General features: G+C 60.8%; 15 protein-coding genes. 4 read left to right on the plus strand and 11 right to left on the minus strand.

Going from position 1 to position 17,171, the window contains the following annotated elements; translation table 11 throughout:
• Positions 1-138: 138 nt before the first annotated feature.
• From ACI0FG_RS17570 to recQ, 4 genes are all read right to left on the minus strand, one after another.
• Positions 139-459, minus strand: coding sequence for a c-type cytochrome (locus ACI0FG_RS17570; RefSeq protein ID WP_419786313.1), 321 nt, complete (start codon positions 457-459; stop codon positions 139-141).
• Between the two features lie 273 nt (positions 460-732).
• Positions 733-1,461 carry a metallophosphoesterase family protein gene (locus ACI0FG_RS17575; RefSeq protein WP_419786314.1) on the minus strand — a complete coding sequence of 243 codons (729 nt, stop codon included), beginning with the start codon at positions 1,459-1,461 and terminating at the stop codon, positions 733-735.
• Positions 1,462-1,679: 218 nt separating this feature from the next.
• Positions 1,680-1,910: a hypothetical protein gene (locus tag ACI0FG_RS17580; RefSeq protein WP_419786315.1), complete on the minus strand. Its 231-nt coding sequence runs from the start codon at positions 1,908-1,910 to the stop codon at positions 1,680-1,682.
• A 212-nt stretch (positions 1,911-2,122) separates the two neighbouring features.
• Positions 2,123-4,330, minus strand: coding sequence for a DNA helicase RecQ (gene recQ, locus ACI0FG_RS17585; RefSeq protein WP_426816450.1), 2,208 nt, complete (start codon positions 4,328-4,330; stop codon positions 2,123-2,125).
• 148 nt (positions 4,331-4,478) lie between these two features.
• Here recQ and ACI0FG_RS17590 point away from each other — a divergent pair, with 148 nt between their 5' ends.
• The gene (locus ACI0FG_RS17590; RefSeq protein WP_419786317.1) at positions 4,479-5,162 is read left to right on the plus strand and encodes an SPOR domain-containing protein; all 684 of its coding nucleotides are present in this window, start codon (positions 4,479-4,481) and stop codon (positions 5,160-5,162) included.
• A gap of 610 nt (positions 5,163-5,772) precedes the next feature.
• On the opposite strand, the gene ACI0FG_RS17595 is transcribed toward ACI0FG_RS17590, so the two are convergent.
• From ACI0FG_RS17595 to ACI0FG_RS17605, 3 genes are all read right to left on the minus strand, one after another.
• Complete coding sequence (locus ACI0FG_RS17595; RefSeq protein ID WP_419786318.1) at positions 5,773-6,639, minus strand: methylenetetrahydrofolate reductase; 867 nt, start codon at positions 6,637-6,639, stop codon at positions 5,773-5,775.
• Positions 6,640-6,903: 264 nt separating this feature from the next.
• Complete coding sequence (locus tag ACI0FG_RS17600; RefSeq protein ID WP_419786319.1) at positions 6,904-8,736, minus strand: N-acetylmuramoyl-L-alanine amidase; 1,833 nt, start codon at positions 8,734-8,736, stop codon at positions 6,904-6,906.
• Between the two features lie 757 nt (positions 8,737-9,493).
• On the minus strand, positions 9,494-10,240 hold the full coding sequence (locus ACI0FG_RS17605) for a metallophosphoesterase family protein (RefSeq protein WP_419786320.1): 747 nt from the start codon (positions 10,238-10,240) through the stop codon (positions 9,494-9,496).
• A 119-nt stretch (positions 10,241-10,359) separates the two neighbouring features.
• Between ACI0FG_RS17605 and ACI0FG_RS17610 the strand changes: the two genes are divergently transcribed.
• The 3 genes from ACI0FG_RS17610 to ACI0FG_RS17620 are packed head-to-tail and all read left to right on the plus strand — an operon-like array spanning position 10,360 to position 13,579.
• Positions 10,360-12,129, plus strand: coding sequence for an ABC transporter ATP-binding protein (locus ACI0FG_RS17610; protein WP_419786321.1), 1,770 nt, complete (start codon positions 10,360-10,362; stop codon positions 12,127-12,129).
• Between the two features lie 29 nt (positions 12,130-12,158).
• Positions 12,159-12,716, plus strand: coding sequence for a chemotaxis protein CheD (locus tag ACI0FG_RS17615; RefSeq protein WP_419786322.1), 558 nt, complete (start codon positions 12,159-12,161; stop codon positions 12,714-12,716).
• Entirely contained in the window at positions 12,713-13,579 is an 867-nt protein-coding gene (locus tag ACI0FG_RS17620; protein WP_419786323.1) for an HDOD domain-containing protein, read from the plus strand. The genes ACI0FG_RS17615 and ACI0FG_RS17620 overlap by 4 nt, the downstream gene beginning before the upstream one ends.
• Positions 13,580-13,657: 78 nt before the next feature.
• Here the strand turns inward: ACI0FG_RS17620 and ACI0FG_RS17625 are convergent, their stop codons facing one another.
• The 4 genes from ACI0FG_RS17625 to ACI0FG_RS17640 form a co-directional block, all read right to left on the minus strand.
• The gene (locus tag ACI0FG_RS17625; RefSeq protein ID WP_419786324.1) at positions 13,658-14,365 is read right to left on the minus strand and encodes a peptidylprolyl isomerase; all 708 of its coding nucleotides are present in this window, start codon (positions 14,363-14,365) and stop codon (positions 13,658-13,660) included.
• 41 nt (positions 14,366-14,406) lie between these two features.
• Positions 14,407-15,228 (minus strand): shikimate dehydrogenase, encoded by an 822-nt coding sequence (gene aroE, locus ACI0FG_RS17630; RefSeq protein WP_419786325.1) that lies wholly within the window; start codon positions 15,226-15,228, stop codon positions 14,407-14,409.
• An 11-nt stretch (positions 15,229-15,239) separates the two neighbouring features.
• Complete coding sequence (locus ACI0FG_RS17635; RefSeq protein WP_419786326.1) at positions 15,240-16,166, minus strand: ACP S-malonyltransferase; 927 nt, start codon at positions 16,164-16,166, stop codon at positions 15,240-15,242.
• 252 nt (positions 16,167-16,418) lie between these two features.
• Positions 16,419-17,090 (minus strand): formyltransferase family protein, encoded by a 672-nt coding sequence (locus tag ACI0FG_RS17640; RefSeq protein ID WP_419786327.1) that lies wholly within the window; start codon positions 17,088-17,090, stop codon positions 16,419-16,421.
• Positions 17,091-17,171: the final 81 nt, after the last annotated feature.

Here is a 17,171-nt window from a genome sequence, read left to right on the forward strand (position 1 = left end):
ACCGGACGGCCCGCCCGCCGTCATGACAATCCGTCGGTTCGTTGAACAATGCGGCCTTGATGGCCGAGAATGGGGACTTCCGTCATCCGGGCCCATTCCCCCGGAATCGGCCGCCCCGTCACCGGGCGGCGCGCGGCACTACGAGCACTTGGCCGGGGACGGGGAGTCCTTGGCGTAGTCGTGCAGGTACGTGAAGATGTCGTTCAAGTCCTTGTCGGAGATGGTCCAGTCGCCGGAGCACTTGATTTTGGACTTGTCGGCAAAAGTTGCGGTCCATCCGGCCTGGGTCTTGGAAGCCGGGCTCAGATCGCTGGCGGAAGCGCCATGACAGGAGCGGCAATTCTTGCGGTACAGAAACTTGCCCTTGCGGGCGTTGCCCCCACCCATGGCAAAGGCCATGGAAACAGTGAAAACGGCCATGAGAACCGAGGCGGTAATCAGGGTCAGCTTGCGGTGCATTGTGTCCTCCATGTTGGTTTTTGGCAGAGTCCTGGGAGGGACTTCCATTATCGCCTATAGGAAGCGTCCTTAGAAAGTTCCATTATAAACCGACTACAACCTATTTAACGCCTAGATACCTATACGGGGTATATGTGTCAAGATGGTTCGACAAAAATGAAGAGTGCCGTGAATATAAAATAAATGCTTATATTTCGGGAAGAAGAGACGATTTTGTCTCAGATTTGAGGAAAGAATGGAAAAGAATATGCGTGGGAGTAATGAAAAATCAGGCTACCAGAGGCGGTCGGCAAAGGCGCGGTGAAACCCTTTGGCCCGGATGAGATCGGCCGTCTTTTTTATATCATATGTAATGAATCGCATGGTCACGGAATGGCGCTCTGTGTCATACAGGGCGTACTTTGCGCGGTTGTCGCCATCACGTGGCTGGCCCACCGCACCGACGTTGACGATGTGACGTTCTTCGGGATTGAGGAGGGTCTCCCCCTCGGGCAGCGGCAGGCGGCCGGATACCCCCTCCCGGTTTTCGACGAAGCGCATCAGGTCGTGGGTGTGGCCGACGAAGCAGATCCGCTCGCCGAAACGGGCGAACAGCTCCCCGACGTTGTTTTCGTATTTCCACAGATACCCGTTCACGTCATCGGGCGGCACGCCGTGCACAAAACGGCAGCCGTCCACCACGGCACTGCGGGGGTGGGAAATGAGCCAGTCAAAGGTCGCGTCGTCGATCATCTGGCGCGTGCGCCGTAGCGAGTCCTTGGCTGGCTGGTTAAACGGGGCCATCTGGTAGATGTTCAACATGCCCCGTTCGTGGTTGCCCTGCACCACCGTGGCCCCGCGCTGCCTCAGCAGGTCGCAGCACTCCTGTGGCTGCGGGCCATACCCCACCACATCGCCCAGGCAGACCTCCGCATCATGCGGGTGCGCGTCCATGTCGCGCACGACCTCCCGGTACGCCTCCAGATTGGCGTGGATGTCGGAATATATGGCTATGATCGACATACAGGCAGACTACCTGCTTGGCGTTCATTGGGCAACAGGAAGGGGCCTCCGGCGGCGCTTGCCAGCGGGGCCACCTCGCCGGTGGGGCGTCTCCGACGGCCAGGACGCTGTCCTGGACCTGCCTAAGGCCGAGGGCCTTAGGAATCCCATTGCCGCTGTCGCGGGGGCGTAACCTGATAAACAGCCTCTGGTGCGGAGAAGGGCGGGGGTGTTTGGGATCAGAGGTACTGCCAGACTTTGTCTATGGATGTTTCCATGATGGCCACGGCACAGAGGTCGCTGCAGGCGATGTTGACCAGTTCGGCCCGGAGATTGCCTTCGTGCTGCTTTTCATTGAAGGCATCCCTGATTGCAACGGATTCGCTGCGGGAGCGTGTATGGGGAATGCTGCCGTCCTGGGTGCGGGGATGGTAGCCCATGTATATCGTTTTGGCCTGTTCGGTTTCCATTCTCTGTCCTCCTGTACTTTGGGAGAACATCTTAGATTTTCGTTTTTTTTTCAACAATCAGTTACTTTTTGCCCTCAAAATTTTGAGAACCACCGCCCCGCGCAACGGCAAAAGGGATCCAAGGGGTTCAGCCCTTGGCAGGTCCAGGGCAGCGCCCTGGCCGCCGGAGACGCCCTCCGGCGAGGTGTCCCCCCGAAGGGGGCCGGAGGCTCTTATTGCATCATGCCCGCCCGCACGAGGCGGAGCAGGTCATAGGGGTATTGCTTGTCCAGGGCTTCGAAGGCGGGGGTGAGGGAGACGATGCCCTTGTTGCGGAAGGTGCGGAGGGTGTTGGTGATGGTGTCGAGTTCGTCGCCGGGCAGGTCGAGGACCTCATCCGCATTGATCTCGTTGCAGCGGACGGCCTCGATGAGGTGGCCCCAGACTGACGATGTTTTGAGGGACCGGTTCTCGGCCACGGCGTCGATGGAACCGAGCTCGCGGAAGAGGTCGAGGGACTGGCGCACCGTGGAGGTAATCTGCTTTTCCGCCGCGGCTTCCTGCTCGCGTTCGCGCTGGTCCAGGCGGTCGTCGGGGATCGGTTCCAGGTCGTCCGGGCGGCCGTGCTCCATCTCATGTTCGGCCAGGGCTTCGAGGAACGTGGGGCCGAAGCGGTCGAGTTTGATGGCACCCACGCCGGACATGCAGCCGAACTCGTCCAGGGTGCGCGGCCGGTAGCGGACTATTTCGAGCAGGGTCCGGTCCGGGAAAATGGCGTAGGGCGGCACGCTTTGCTCCTGGGAGAGCGCCAGACGATGGTCGCGCAGCCGTTCGAACAGGGCCTGACGTTCGGGCGTGGTCAGCACGTCGGCCTGTGCGGCGGAAACCGAGGACTTCTTGCTTCGGGAGGCGCGTTGGATCACCGGGTCCTTTCGCAGGCGGACCTTTTGCTGCCCCTTGAGCACGGGCCAGGAGCGTTCGTTGAGCTTCAGGGCATTGAAGTTTTCCAGGTCCACGGTGATGAATCCGGCGGCCACCAACTGGCGGTATACGGATTTCCAGCCGTTTTCGTCCAGCTCATCGCCGATGCCGTAGGTGGAGACCGTGTCGTGCCCGAAGCGGAAGATGCGGTCGCTTTTGCTGCCGGTCAGGACCTGTGCGAGGTAGCCTGCCCCGAATCGCTGGTCGGTGCGGAAGATGTTGGACAGGGCCTTTTGCGCGGCCACGGTGCCGTCCCAGGTCTCGGCCGGGTTCAGGCAGTTGTCGCAGTTGCCGCAGGGCTCGATATGCTCGCCGAAATAAGCGAGCAGCACCTGGCGGCGGCAGGTGGCGGTTTCCAGGAAGCCGAACAGACCGTTCAGCTTGGAGTGCTCCACGCGCTTGCGCAGGGTATCCGCCTCGCCGTTGTCGATCATGGAGCGGAGGATGGCGATGTCCTGAAGTCCGAAACACATCCAGGCCGAGGCGGGCAATCCGTCGCGCCCGGCACGGCCCGTCTCCTGATGGTACGCCTCCAGGCTCTTGGGCGGCTCCAGGTGGCAGACGAAGCGGACGTTGGGCTTGTCCACGCCCATGCCGAAGGCCACGGTGGCCACCATGACGATGCCTTCCTCGCGCATGAACCGTTCCTGGTTGGCATAGCGCACGGACTGGGGCAGCCCGGCGTGATACGGCAGGGCCGGAATGCCGTGCTTGTTCAGAAATTCGGATGTCTGCTCCACCTTTTTGCGGCTCAGGCGGTAGACGATGCCCGCTTCGCCGGAGTGGTTCTCGTCGATGAACCGCTTGAGCATCCGCTGCGGATTCTTCTTGGGCAGCACGGTGTAGCGGATATTCGGCCGGTCGAAACCCGAGGCAAAGACCCGGGCGTTTTCCAGCCGCAGGTGGGTGACGATGTCGCGCTGGGTCGGCTCGTCGGCCGTGGCCGTGAGCGCCAGCCTTGGCACGTCCGGAAACCGGTCCTTGAGAATGGCCAGCTGCGTGTATTCGGGCCGGAAGTCATGCCCCCACTGGGAGACGCAGTGCGCCTCGTCGATGGCGAAAAGACAGGGATTGCACCTGGCGAGAAATTCAAGAAAACCGGGCCGCATCAGTCGCTCGGGAGCCACATAGAGCAGGTCGAGCTGGCCGGACTCCGCTCGCTGTTCCACGTCCCATGCCTCGCGCGGGTCCAGGGAGGAGTTCAGGCAGGCGGCGCGCACACCCATCTGGGTCAGGCCCTGTACCTGATCCTGCATCAGGGCGATGAGCGGCGAGACGCATACGCCCAAGCCGGGCCGCAGCATGGCCGGAATCTGGTAGCATAGGGATTTGCCGCCGCCCGTTGGCATCAGCACCAAACAGTCGCTGCCTGCCATGACCGTGTCGATGACGGGTTGCTGCAAGCCGATGAACTTGTCGTAGCCGAAGACGGAACCGAGGATTTCGAGCGGGGTGGGCATGGGCGCAGGGTAGGACAAACCCCTCCCACTGGCAACGGAAACCCCGTCCCAGTCGGGAGTCGGAGGGCGAGAGTTGTTTAGAGTAACTCTAGACGAGCGGTCCGGGCTGTGGTAGCCCGGGAAAAAGCCGGTTTTTTCGGAGGGCGCAATGACACATATCCATAGAAATATATTGACCACAACGGTACTGGCCCTTTTCGGGCTGCTTCTGCTGGGCGGCTGCTTCCGCCAGCATATCGAATCCACCCCGCCGGGCGCTACCCCGGCTACCCGCCCAGGCACTGCTTCCGCCAGCTCGGCCAGACCCGCTGCCGCGCCCAAAGTCGTCAATGACAGCAATGCGGCCACCGCCAGAACCAAAGAGCCTTCCTCTGTCATAGAGGAAACCTATGTGGTGGACGCGCCCAAGGATACCGTGGCTCCCGCACCCAAGATCGAGGAAGAGGATCTGGCCGCAGAGCCTGCCCCGGCCAAGCCGGTGGCTGCCGCTCCCGCCCAGGTCGCACCTGCGGCCGTTCCAGCTGCCAAGCCAGCGCCCAAGCCCATTGCCCCGGAGGCCGACGCTGCCGTGGCCGATGTCGCGACCCCGGATGTCATGGCCGACATGTTCTACATTCAGGTTGGCTCCTTCTCCGAGCTGGACAACGCCAACAAGGTGCTTGCCTCGCTCATCGAGCAGGGCTACGACGGCTCCCGGCTCTCCATGACCGACGAAGGCCAGTTCCGCGTCCAGGCCGGTGCCTTCACCGACAAGGTCGAAGCCCGCAAGGCTCTGGATTCTCTTACCACCAAGTTCAAAGGCGCGTATATCCTTAGGGGTACCCCGCAATAAGGATGCCTCCGGCGGCCCTACCGGGGGGCGCCTCGCCGGCGGGGCGTCTCCGACGGCCAGGACGCTGTCCTGGACCTGCCTAAGGCCGAGGGCCTTAGGAATCCCATTCCGCTTTCGCGGGGGCGTAGCATCACAGGGAGTCTCCAGCCTGTGGAGACGGACGGTTCCGCCTCCGTGCCGGTTAACGGTTTGCGACGGAAAAAGCGGGTCGAAGTCCGTGCTGCTAACCGTTTTCCGCCCGCCGCTTTTTCCGTCGCAAACCGGAGGGTTTTAAAAAAGACAAATAAAGTTTGAGTGAAACAATTTTGTCTTTGTTTCAATCCGCCGTTTCGACAATCTTTTCAGGTTCTTCCCTTTTTTCTGACGGCGGGGGCTACTGTCCGTGAAGATTCGGGCGGGGCGCTTTTCGTCCCGCGAGGGCGAAAAGCGCCACGCCCGAAGATTTGCGGACGCCGTATAGCCGGTACCCGCCAAGCTCCCTGCCAACCAGCTCCAAATCCGCAAGTTCCTCCCCCGCGTAGCGGCGAAAGGGATCCAAGGGCCATAGCCCTTGGCAGGTCCAGGGCAGCGCCCTGGTCTCCCCGAAGGGGCCGCCGGAGGCCTCCTCCCTCTACACTCCCACGCGTTCCAGTATGTCGGCGCACATGTCGGGCTGGTTGAAGGGGTAGAGGTGGACGCCGGGCGCGCCGTTTTGGAGGAGGTCGGCGATCTGCCGGGCGGCGAGGCTGGTGCCGAATTCGCGCACGGCTGCATCGCCGCCTTTTTCGTAGGCGGCTTCGGCTCCGGCAAGGATTTTGCCGGGCACCGGGGCGTCGCAGAGGGAGGTGACGCGCTTGATCTGGCCGAGGGTGCGTACGGGCAGGACCGAGGGGATGATCGGCTTGTGGCAGCCGAGCGCGGCGAGCCGGTCGATCATGTCGAAGTAGCGGCGGTTGTCGAAAAAAAGTTGGGTCACGCCGAAGGTGGCTCCGGCATCGAGCTTGAATTTGAGGAAACCGATGTCTTCGGCCAGGGATGCTGATTCCGGATGCCCGTCCGGGTAGGCCGCGACACCGATGGACAGGTCCGGCGCGAGTTCCAGGATGTGTTCCACGAGGTCGGAGGCGTGGGCGAGTCCCTTGGGCGGGCGCGGGCTGTCTTCGGGAAAATCGCCGCGAATGGCCAGGGCATTGCGAATACCGCAGGCCCGGATGGTGTCCAGCTGGGATTCAAGCCCTGTCTGGGCCGCATGGACGCAGGTGATGTGCGGCATGACGGTGAAACCGTGCTTTTCGGCCAGGTCCCGGGCAACGGTCAGGGTGCCGACGCTCCCCTTGCCACCCGCGCCGCAGGTCACGGCGGCAAAGAGCGGCTTCATGCGCTTGATCTTTTCCACAGCGGTCCAGAAGACGGTTTGCTCCGCCTCCTTGCGCGGCGGCAAAAGCTCCACGGAAACAAACGGCCTGTCCAACCCCCTGAGCAACTCCGGTATATGCATCGCTCCGATCCTTTATTTTTAACTGTATCAATAAATCTCAATATACGGATAAATTGATATATGCACCTGAGAACGGGAGTTTGTCAAGACAGGATCATGAGATGCGAAGAGCGGATGACGGCTAAAGGGCGGTGGCGAGAGTGACGAGACGGATGATGGATAAAGCGCGGTCATGTGGGCCGTGTACGGGGCCTAGAGATGTGGGTGCGATCAGGAGTCCCCCTTGGGCATCCTGTCAGTCGTGTCGGAAGAATTGGGAGGGAGCTACTTGAGCGCGTAACGCTCGATCTTGCTCTTGTAGGCCATGATGCCGTCGATGATGCCCTGGGCCATGTACTGCTGGTAGGCCGAGGAATTGAGGCGTTTGGCCTCGGTGCGGTTGGTAATGTAGCCGAGCTCGACCAGGATGGAGGGCATTTTGGCACCCATGAGCACGTAGAAGGGGGCTTCGCGCGTGCCCCGGTTCCGCTGGCTCCATTTGCGGCGGACGCGGGTGAGGGTCTTTGTCTGGACGTCCGAGGCAAGATCCCGGCTTTCCTTGATCTTGGAGTTGACCATCAGATCGGTCAGGATGAACTGGAGGTCCGAGATGGAGCGCGGGTCCACCGCGTTTTCACGCGCGGCGATGCGTACGGCGTCCTTGGATTTGGCAAGGTTCAGGCTGTAGGTTTCCAGCCCGTTGGCGGAGGTGGACCGGCTGGCGTTGCAGTGGATGGAGACGAACAGGTCCGCCTTTTTCACATTGGCCATGGCCGTGCGCTGCTCCAGAGGGATGAACACATCCGTGGTGCGGGTGTAGATGACGTTGAAGCCCTTTTTGGCCAGCATTTTGCCCAGGAGCAGGGCAAAGCGCAGATTGATGTCCTTTTCCCGCAGCCCGTGGCCGTGTGCGCCGGGGTCTTTGCCGCCGTGTCCCGCGTCGATCATGATGGTGCGCACGGTCAGCCCGAGCTGTTCCAGCAATTCGTCGGCGTGCTGTTTGCTTTCCTTGGGCGGGCGGTACTTGCTGTCCGCCGTGGTGTGGTGCGGCTCCACCGGCCTGGCGCTCTTGGCGACGGTCGGCGCGGTGTTTCCCTCTTCGGGCGAATAGACGTCGATGACGATGCGGAACGGGTTGAAGAGCGGGAAAATCTTGTAGTCCTGCATGGACAGAAAATCGAGGACCACGCGGGTGGTGTCTTTATTGTACTGGCTGGAGCGGATGGAGCGGAGGATGCCGTCGGAAACGGTGGTCGCGCTCTTTACGTCATGACCCAGGCGGGAATCCTCGAGATCGATGTAGAGCCGGTGGGGCCGGTTCATTGCGGCATTGGGTTTGAGCACCTGGTAGCGGTACTTGACCTGATCGTCCAGTTCCAGGACCACGCGGGTATAGTTGTCGCTGGACTTGAAGCGCACGGTATCCAGGTGGGCCAGTCCGGATGGGTCCTTGGCACGGACAGCCGTTTCGGACGGCTTGGTCGTGGGCGGGGTGCCGGAGCGTGATTCGGCCTTGGCCACCACGGCGTCCAGGCCGCTTTTCTTCCGGGTGGAGGGATGGGTGGAAATTTCGGCAACGGCCCACTTGTACTTGCCCAGTTTGCGCAGTGCGTCATCCGCCTTGGAGCGCATGTCGGAACGGGGATATTCCACGATGATCCTGGCCAGATCAAGCCGGGCCGCGTCGTATTCGGCCAGCCGCGACACGCGAATCTGCGCCCGGCGGTACAGGCAGTCATCGGCCCAGCCGTGCCTGGGGTAGCGGGCTATGACCCGGCCGAAGTAGTCCTCGGCCCGGCGGAAGTCCGACTTGCGGCCGCTGCGCATTCCCAGCTCTTCCTGGACCCTGCCCAGGTAATAGAGGGCCTTGGGCGCAAAGGAGCCGTCCGGGTCCTGCTTGAGGCAGGACGTGAAATTGCTGGCCACCTTGTCCCAATTGGACCGGTATTTGGCTTTGCTTTTGTTTTTGAGCAGTTCGTGGAATTCGGCGTGGCCTTTGGTGAACCATGCCTGGGAGGATATGGCAAGGGCAGGCGCGGCGCACAGCAGCAGGGCGGCCAAGACCGTAAAAGTCAGGACCGGCAAGGAAAAGAGTGGGGTGCGGCGCAACGCTTTCATGCCTGCCAAATCGGACCGTGCGAGTCTGTTCCCGATGTGTCCCTGCACGACCGGTCCACATCGATAATAGTCATCGTGGCGATAGTCTGGGAAATATTCTAAAAAAAGTCCAGAGAAGAATCACTTCGATTTGTTGGCCCGACCTTTTTGTCTTGCAGCCAAGCGCGGCATAATTGCTGCAAATTTATTCCTGGGAGTGGGCGGACTGAAGATACTCAAGTGAGCGGCACTCGACGGAATGAAGCTCCAGGAAGCCGATATTTCCCTTCGGGATGCAGGCATAACCGTTGCTTTGGCCTTATTCGTTGACGAGCGAAGTCTTAGCAGCGCATCCTCCCCGGATTGAATGAATCCTGTCAGCACTGTTTCACTTCCCCTCAAAGCCCAGTCCGGCCACAGTACTTTGATCTTAATCAGTTACATAACATGGAGTCCCCAAGGGAACTCCACGTATTTATTCCTCGTCGGCGTTTCGTCGAGCGATATGGTATTCCGTCAAGAACGTTCGTAATGTCCCCGCAACCGTGCATGCCAAAATGAAAACGCCCATGGTCAATGTAAGTTCCCTGTCACGCGTTGCCAGAAAAATGCCGCAGCATACAAGGATATTCAGTACACAAAAACACAGACCGACCAAAAGAGTCTTACCATTATGATGGTGAAACCTTATTTGGGTATGAAGTTTTTGTTATAGCCATCCAGCTCCTCTCGTTGTTCCCTCTCTTTGGCCGTATCAAAAACAACCGAAGCTGACGAATCAGGCCTTCCCCGAGGTCAGCCAGCGCGCCCAGTCTTCGCGGCTGTTTTGCCTTGCCCGGGCTGCGGCGGCCTGCCAGTCGTAGGTGACGGATATGAATTGGACATCCCATTGGTTCCCGGCGGGCGAGGCAATGGCGTATCTGGCATGGGGCGTACCGGAGGCCATGGCGTGGGGCGGGGTGTCGTCGTCATAGGCGGGAAGCCCCACGGAACCCGGATTCACCACTGTAAACGGAGGACAGTCCAGTCTGCCGGGATGGTGGCTGTGCCCGGCCAGGATCAGGGTGCACCCGTCCGCTTCGGGGAGCAGGTCCTCCCTGACCGCCTCGCATGGGCGCATGGTCGGAAGTCCGGTCGTCACATCCTCCAGCAGGTATTTGGCATCATGGCGCGGTGTGCCGTGGCAGAGAAGGACGCTGTCGTCCAGCCGGAGCATGGCGGGCAGGGAACGCAGCCAGGCGAGCCCTTCCGGGCCGATGCCCGCAAGTGCGGCTTTAAAGTGAGGGTTGTCCGCCCACTCGGGGCCGCCCTCAAGCAGGATGCGATCCTGGTTGCCCAGCACGGTCGGCATTGGATTGTTGCGGAGTATATCCCTGGTGCCCTGCGGATCGAGCGGGCCGTAGAAGGTGTCGCCGAGATTGGCGAACCGGGTGATTCCCCGCGTTTTCGCATCGGCCAGCACGGCCCGGAGCGCCCAGGCATTGCCGTGAATGTCGGCCAGAACGGCCAGCGGCTGTTGTGTCATTCCGGCAGCCTTGGTGAAATCGTGGCGAAAAGCAAGTCCTTTGCCTTTACGAAACCGCCCCGACCATTTACACAGGGCTGGGCAGCGCACGGAAGGCCTGCCGCCGTAAAGGAGACGACTTGGCCCGCGACACCAAACTGCACTACATGGGAAACCGCTACATGCTCCGCCGGAGCATCAGCTATTTCTCCCCCTACAAGCTGCGCGTGGCAATCGCCGTCGTCGCCATGCTCCTCTATGCGCCCATTGCCCCGGCCCTGGCGTGGCTGACCAAGTACGTCACCGATCAGGTGCTGGTGGCCAAGGACATGCCCGCACTCAAGATGTGCATCGTGGGACTGGTCGGGCTCATCGTGCTCAAGGGCATCTTTCAGTTCACCCAGGTCTACGTCATGAACTCCACGGGCATTATCGTCCTGCGCGACATGCGGCGTGACCTGTTCCACAAGATAATCAGGCTGCCCATGCCCTTTTTTGCCGAAAGCGAGATCGGGATGCTCATGAGCCGCATCGTCAACGACGTGGTGGCCGTGCGCCAGTGCCTGCCCAGCGTCATCATGTTCGTGCGCCAGATATTTACCCTCATAGGTCTCATCGGCACGGTGGTCTATCTGGATGCCTACCTCGCTTTCTGGTCGCTGGTGGTCATGCCCGTCGCCTTCTACCCCATCGTCTGGTTCGGCAAGAAGGTCCGCAAGTACGGGCGGAAGATGCAGGCCGAGCTGTCCGGGGTCAACGTGGTCTTGGAGGAGTCATTCTCCGGCATCAAGGTCATCAAGGCCTTTGCCAACGAATTGCGTGAGGACCTGCGTTTCGAAGCCGAAAACAAGAGCCTGACCAAGATTATCATCCGCCAGATTTTTTACAGCGAGATCTCCTCGCGGGTCATGGATTTCGTTTCCGCGGCGGCAGGGGCGGCCGTGCTGTGGATCGGAGGGTCCAGGGTCATCTCCGGCGAGATGACACCGGGCGACCTCACCGCCTTTCTGATCTGCATGGTCCAGCTTTACGAGCCCATAAAGAAGATCAACATGTCCAACAACGAGATTCAGCAGGGACTGGCTGGTGCGGAGCGGGTCTTCGATATCCTCGATTCCCCGGAAATTCGGGTGGAGGACGATGGTGACGTGGAGTTCGACGGCTTCTTCGAGGAACTTTCCTTTTCCGATATCCGTTTCACCTATCCCGGTTGCCCGGCTCCGGCGCTGGACGGCGTATCCCTGACCATCAAGGCCGGGCAGCGTCTTGCCATCGTCGGCCCCAGCGGATCGGGCAAGAGCACCCTGGTCAACCTCATTCCCCGCTTCTACGATCCGCAGGAGGGGGAGATCCGGCTCAACGGCCGTCCCCTGGCCGACTACCGGCTGGCCGGGTTGCGCCTGAAGCTTGGACTGGTCTCGCAGGACACTTTCCTTTTCAATTCCACGGTCACCGACAACATCGCCTATGCCCGCGAGTCCTTTGAGCAGGCCGAGGTGGAGGAAGCCGCCCGGGGCGCCTATGCCCACGAGTTCATCCAGGAGATGCCGGGCGGTTACGACACCGTTGTCGGCGAAGGCGGGGTCAAGATCTCCGGTGGCCAGAAACAGCGGCTGACCATTGCCCGGGCCATCATGAAGAACCCGCCCCTGCTCATTCTTGATGAGGCCACCAGTGCCCTGGACACCGAGTCCGAGCGAGTGGTCCAGAAGGCGCTTGAGAACCTCATGCAGGGCCGTACCTCCATCGTCATCGCCCACCGGCTGTCCACCATTCTGACCGCGGACCGCATCGTGGTTATGGAAAAGGGGCACGTGATCGATTCGGGGACCCACGCCGAGTTGCTCGTCTCCTGTCCGCTCTACGAACGTCTCTACCAGATGCAGTTCGAAGATTCCGCCCAATCCTGATCCTTTCCCTTTGCCGAAAGCTGTGATGGGTGGCGTCAGCCGCCTACATGGTGTATGGGAACGGTGAAGAGAACACCGTAAAACCGCGCGGCAGGCGCAACAGGATCGGCATGGGCCTTCTCGTCGTCACCATCTCGGACATGAAATCCTCCCGAAGGAGCGAGGACGTCATCGTCACCTATTCCCTGGGTTCCTGCCTCGGAGTGACGGCGTACGATCCCAAGGCCTGTATCGGCGGTCTGGTTCACTGTCTGCTCCCATCGGCCTTCAACTCCAGGCATCGGGCCGAGGACAAGCCCTTTATGTTCGTCAACACCGGCGTGACCAAAATGGTCAGGGTCCTGGTGGAGCTTGGCGCACACAGGGACCGGCTGATCTTCAAGGCCGCGGGCGGTGCGAACATGCGCGGCGACACCCTGTTCAACACCGGGGTGCGCAACTGGGAAGCCCTGTGCAAGCTGATGGAGCGGAACGAGGTTTCCCTGTCCGGGAAGGATGTGGGTGGCACCATTCCCCGCACCATGTTTCTGCACATGGATACCGGCCGCGTGGTGGTGCGATCCCTGGGAAAGGAGAAGGAGTTATGACCCGGCGCGAGGCTATCCTGACCAAAGTGGCCGAGGTGGTTGCGATTCCGTCGTTTGCCCCTAAGGCTTCAGTATTGCTGAACGATCCCGATGCGGATCTGGAACAGTTGGCCCGTATCATCCAGTATGATCCCGGTCTTACGGCCAATCTCCTGAAAATCGTCAATGCATCCTTTTTCAGCAGCCGCAACCCGCTTTTGACGGCCGAGGCGGCCATCCGGCAGCTGGGGTCGGCGAAGATGCTGCAATTCGTTATTTCCACCGGCGTGGCACCCACCTATGTTTGCAAGGTTGAGGGGTACGACCTTGCCCCCAATATGCACCTGCAGCATTCGGTGGCCGTGGCTCTGGCCGCGTGTGAGCTGGGAAAGGTCCTGGAACTGGATGTTCCGGAGTACGTTTTTACGGCCGGACTGCTTTCCGGGTTGGGAAAGATCCTGCTCGGTGCCTATGTGGAGGTGGATGTGCAGCCCATATTTGATCTGGTGGATCAGGGAATGGATTTTGACCGGGCCGAAGACGAGGTCCTGGGTGTGAACCACGCCGAGGTGGGCGCGCTGCTTCTTGAGAAATGGAGGTTGCCGACGGCCCTGGTCAGCGTGGTCCGCTACCATCTGCGTCCGGAAGAAGCTCCGCATCCCGATACGGTTCTGGACCTCGTGCACATAGGCAACGCGCTGGCAAAGATGATCGGCGTAGGTCTTGGTCTGGACGGGCTGAACTATGCACCGTCCCGGGTTGTAGCCGACCGCCTTGGGCTGACTCCGGAGATTTTGGACGAGGTTTCGGTGAATGTTGTGGCCGACTTGCGTTCCGTATGGGATTTGTTTTTGGAATGCGCGGGGGAGGTCAGTCTCTTGTAAACGCTTTTCCACTGGGAATTTGTAAGATAAAAAAGGGCGGTCCGTCATGGACCGCCCTTGTGCTTTATCTGGTAGGGACTAGCGTGCCCGGTATATCTTTTTGATGAAGATCGGCTTGGTTGGCACGTTCAGATGTTGCCCCACACGTTCCGTTTTGACGTCGAGCATCTTTTCCACCACATCCATGCCGCGGATGACCTTGCCAAAGGCGCAGTAGCCGGCGCGAATTGTATTTGTCTGTCTATTGCGGCTGGTGTCTTTAAGAACATCGGTCATATGGCGGGTAACGGTCATGGTGTCGAGCCCCGGGTTATCTTCGGCATTGAAAAAGAATTCACATTGAGCAGTGTTGGGAGAACCGCCTCGTGCCATGGCGATGGTTCCCTTCGTGTTTTCCAGGCCTGTTTCGAGGGGGATGAAATCCCAAAGGGGCATCTTTCTTTCCAAAGGAAAATTGTAACCGCCGCCTTGGACAATATTAATGGCCTGCTGTTTCTTTTTATTTGCATCACTATGCTTGTCGATTTCCATTTTCACGATGCGGTGAAAGATGGTGCCGTTGTAAAACCCTTCGTCCACGTAGCGCAAAAAGTTTTTGACGGTAATTGGCGCGCTGTCCGGGTAGAGCATGATGATGATTCGTCCCATGGAGGTATCCATGATGACTGCGGGGTTGGGTTCCGCTCCGGCAAAGGAGCGTCCGCTGCCAAATCCCAGAAGCAGAACGGCGGCAAGGGCCAGGTACAGAAATGATTTTCGCAGATTGGACATAAGATTCACCTTCATGTTTTTTTATTGCTCTTTTGTAGGCAAAAAAATTGCGCTGTTCAAGCGGTCCGCCGTGTTTGCAATGTCTTGAGCAGGAGCCTCCGCGCTCCGTCTTCGTCCATATCCCGGCCGGTCCACAGCCGGAATTGGGCCAGTCCCTGGTGCAGAAACATTTCCAGACCCGAGATGGCGGTGCATCCGGCAGCGCGGGCATCACGCAGAAAGTGGGTTTCCAGGGGATTGTAGACGATGTCGTAGGCCACGCAGTCTGCGGGGAAGCGGTCTTTGTCCCAGGGGCTGAGCGCCTCCATTGTGCCGGACATGCCGAGCGGCGTGGTGTTGCAGATCAGTCCGACCTTCTCGTCCATGCGCTGTTCCCAGTCCACGAACCGGATGGAGAAGTCGGCAGCCAGGGCTTCGGCCTTTGTCCGTGTGCGATTGGCCACGGCAACGTCGGGCACACCCAGCTCCAGCAACCCGGCCACGGCGGCCCGTGCCGCGCCTCCGGCTCCCAGCACCAGTGCGGCATCCGGCAGGGAGGCAAGCTTGCGCAAAGGGGCCACCAGGCCGATGACGTCGGTGTTTTCGCCGCACAGCGCGTCTCCTTCCCAGAACAGGGTATTGACTGCGCCCACACGGCGGGCCCGGTCCGTGGTTCGGTCCAGGTAGGGCATGACCGCCCGTTTGTGCGGAATGGTCACGCTCAGGCCGCGGATTTCGCCGCTGCGCACCTGCTCCATGAAGACGGGCAGTTCATCCGGTTCCAGGGGAAAGGCCTCGTAACAGGCATCGATACCGAGCTGTTCAAATCCCCAGTTGTGCAGGGCGGGGCTCATGGTGTGGCCCAGGGGCCAGCCGATAATGCCGTGGAGTGCGGTCATGGCGGTATCCGTTACAAAGCCTCGGCCTGTTCCAGGCTGCCCACGCCTTCGCCGGTCCAGTCCTCGCCCAGGTCCTTGATGTTCGGCTTGAGCAGCTTGGCCAGCACGTTCTTGGGGCCGACCTCGACAAAGCGGCGGACCCCGGCGGTGTAGAGCGACTGGAGCGTCTGGATCCAGAGCACTGAGGATGTCATCTGGCGCTGCATCACACCCATGATGTTGGCGGGATCGGGCTCCGGCAGGGCGGTGGCGTTGTGATAGACGGGAAAGGCGGGGGCGTGCCAGTCCAGACCGGCCAGGAAGGTGGCGAATTCATCGGCCGCGCCCTGGATGAGCGGACTGTGGAACGCGCCGGATACAGCCAGCGGGATGGCCCGGCCCTTGGCCGCCTTGACGGCTTCGGCCGCGTGGTCCAGGGCTTGCTTTTCACCACTGATGACGAACTGGGCCGGAGAATTGTAGTTGGCGATGCGCAGTTCCCTGCCGGTGGCTTGGGCCGCGTCGGCCACGATGGCCTCTGCCGTTGCCTGCGGCAGCTTGACTATGGCGGCCATGCCGTGCCCCTCGCCGCCCGCCTCGGCCATGAGGCGGCCGCGCAAAACAACGGCCCGGACCGCGTCCTTGGGCGAGAGCGCGCCTGCCGCGGCCAGGGAGGCGAACTCGCCCAGCGAGTGACCGGCCGTGGCCGAAGGGGATATCCGCGATTTGGCCGCCAGCCACAGGGTGATGTTGGTCACGGTCAATGCGGGTTGCAGGGCGCGGGTGTCAGCCATGTCACCGGCCTCGCCGTCCCAGTATATTTCGCGCAGGGGCAGGCCGGATTCGGCCTCGGCCAGTTTCCACAGGTCCAGGGCTTCGGCGTTGCTTTCGGCCACGTCCCGGCCCATTCCTTGCTCCTGTGATCCCTGTCCGGGGAAAAGTATCGCTGTCATGCTCATTGAATATCTCCTTGCAATGGAAGGCGCATAGCCGGTTCCCCGGCCTGATGCAACTGTGTGCACAGCCGAGGATGGCCGATGGAATGGAGGACACGCCTCCCTGCCGGTCGGTCGGGCTGCTGGAAGTTCATGGTTTTGCCGGTGGAATATCTCGCGGCGGCAAAGCGCGTCAAGGGCGGCGGAGTGACTGCAAAGCAAAGCGGTTGAGGCCGGACAGGCCGGAGTGCGCCGGCCTGTTTGCCTGTGTCCGCCTTAGTCCGGCACGGGGCGAGAGCCTTCCTGAATATAGCGGCGGCCCATTACTTCAAAGTAAGGGCCGGGCATGTTCGGGAAGGTGGTGGCCCGGACGCGGCGTTTGATTTCCGTTTCGTCCATGTCGAACTCCAGGCGGCACATCTCGTGCAGTTCCTTGCGGGTGTAGGGCTTGCGGGTCCAGTGCTCGTCGGACTGGGGCAGCGGCTCCCCGGCATGGATGCGGCAGACGATGTCGTTGAAGAGCCAGGCTATGTGCGCGTAGCACCGCTTGGTCAGGGACAGGACGCTGTCTTCCGGGAAGAGCGGGAAACGGCTTACGGCCACGACATTGCCGGTGTCCACTCTGGCGGCCATGTGGTGGCAGGTGACGCCGAACTCGGTTTCGCCGTTGTAGATGGCGAAATTGGTGCAGCCGATGCCGGGATATTGGGGCGGGCCGGGGTGAAAATTCAGGGCACCCTTGCCCGCCTTGTCCAGGAGCCATTGGGGGACCACCCACTGGCAGAGGTAGGAGAATATCCAGTCGCCGCTCCAGTCGCGCAGTTCCTCGGGAGGGCGCTCGCCGGATGCGGTGAAGACCACGGTGGTATCCGGGAAAAGTTGGGATACGAGAACGGCGGCGTCGGCGGCATAGGGGTTGTCCCGCTTGCCGAGAAAGAGAACGGACATGGCTTGCCTCCCGTTGCGGATTGAGGTTTTTCGCGCCCCATAACTGGCACAGAAAATAGCAAGAATCAATGGCCGGAATCC

Source organism: Pseudodesulfovibrio sp. 7M6 (assembly GCF_050058625.1).
Taxonomy (GTDB): Bacteria; Desulfobacterota; Desulfovibrionia; order Desulfovibrionales; family Desulfovibrionaceae; genus Pseudodesulfovibrio; species Pseudodesulfovibrio salinus.

Coding starts and splice junctions, on each gene's coding strand:
- ACI0FG_RS17570 (WP_419786313.1), bottom strand. CDS start 459: ATGCACCGCAAGCTGACCCTGATTACCGCCTCGGTTCTCATGGCCGTT.
- ACI0FG_RS17575 (WP_419786314.1), bottom strand. CDS start 1,461: ATGTCGATCATAGCCATATATTCCGACATCCACGCCAATCTGGAGGCG.
- ACI0FG_RS17580 (WP_419786315.1), bottom strand. CDS start 1,910: ATGGAAACCGAACAGGCCAAAACGATATACATGGGCTACCATCCCCGC.
- recQ (WP_426816450.1), bottom strand. CDS start 4,330: ATGCCCACCCCGCTCGAAATCCTCGGTTCCGTCTTCGGCTACGACAAG.
- ACI0FG_RS17590 (WP_419786317.1), top strand. CDS start 4,479: ATGACACATATCCATAGAAATATATTGACCACAACGGTACTGGCCCTT.
- ACI0FG_RS17595 (WP_419786318.1), bottom strand. CDS start 6,639: ATGCATATACCGGAGTTGCTCAGGGGGTTGGACAGGCCGTTTGTTTCC.
- ACI0FG_RS17600 (WP_419786319.1), bottom strand. CDS start 8,736: ATGAAAGCGTTGCGCCGCACCCCACTCTTTTCCTTGCCGGTCCTGACT.
- ACI0FG_RS17605 (WP_419786320.1), bottom strand. CDS start 10,240: ATGACACAACAGCCGCTGGCCGTTCTGGCCGACATTCACGGCAATGCC.
- ACI0FG_RS17620 (WP_419786323.1), top strand. CDS start 12,713: ATGACCCGGCGCGAGGCTATCCTGACCAAAGTGGCCGAGGTGGTTGCG.
- ACI0FG_RS17625 (WP_419786324.1), bottom strand. CDS start 14,365: ATGAAGGTGAATCTTATGTCCAATCTGCGAAAATCATTTCTGTACCTG.
- aroE (WP_419786325.1), bottom strand. CDS start 15,228: ATGACCGCACTCCACGGCATTATCGGCTGGCCCCTGGGCCACACCATG.
- ACI0FG_RS17635 (WP_419786326.1), bottom strand. CDS start 16,166: ATGAGCATGACAGCGATACTTTTCCCCGGACAGGGATCACAGGAGCAA.
- ACI0FG_RS17640 (WP_419786327.1), bottom strand. CDS start 17,090: ATGTCCGTTCTCTTTCTCGGCAAGCGGGACAACCCCTATGCCGCCGAC.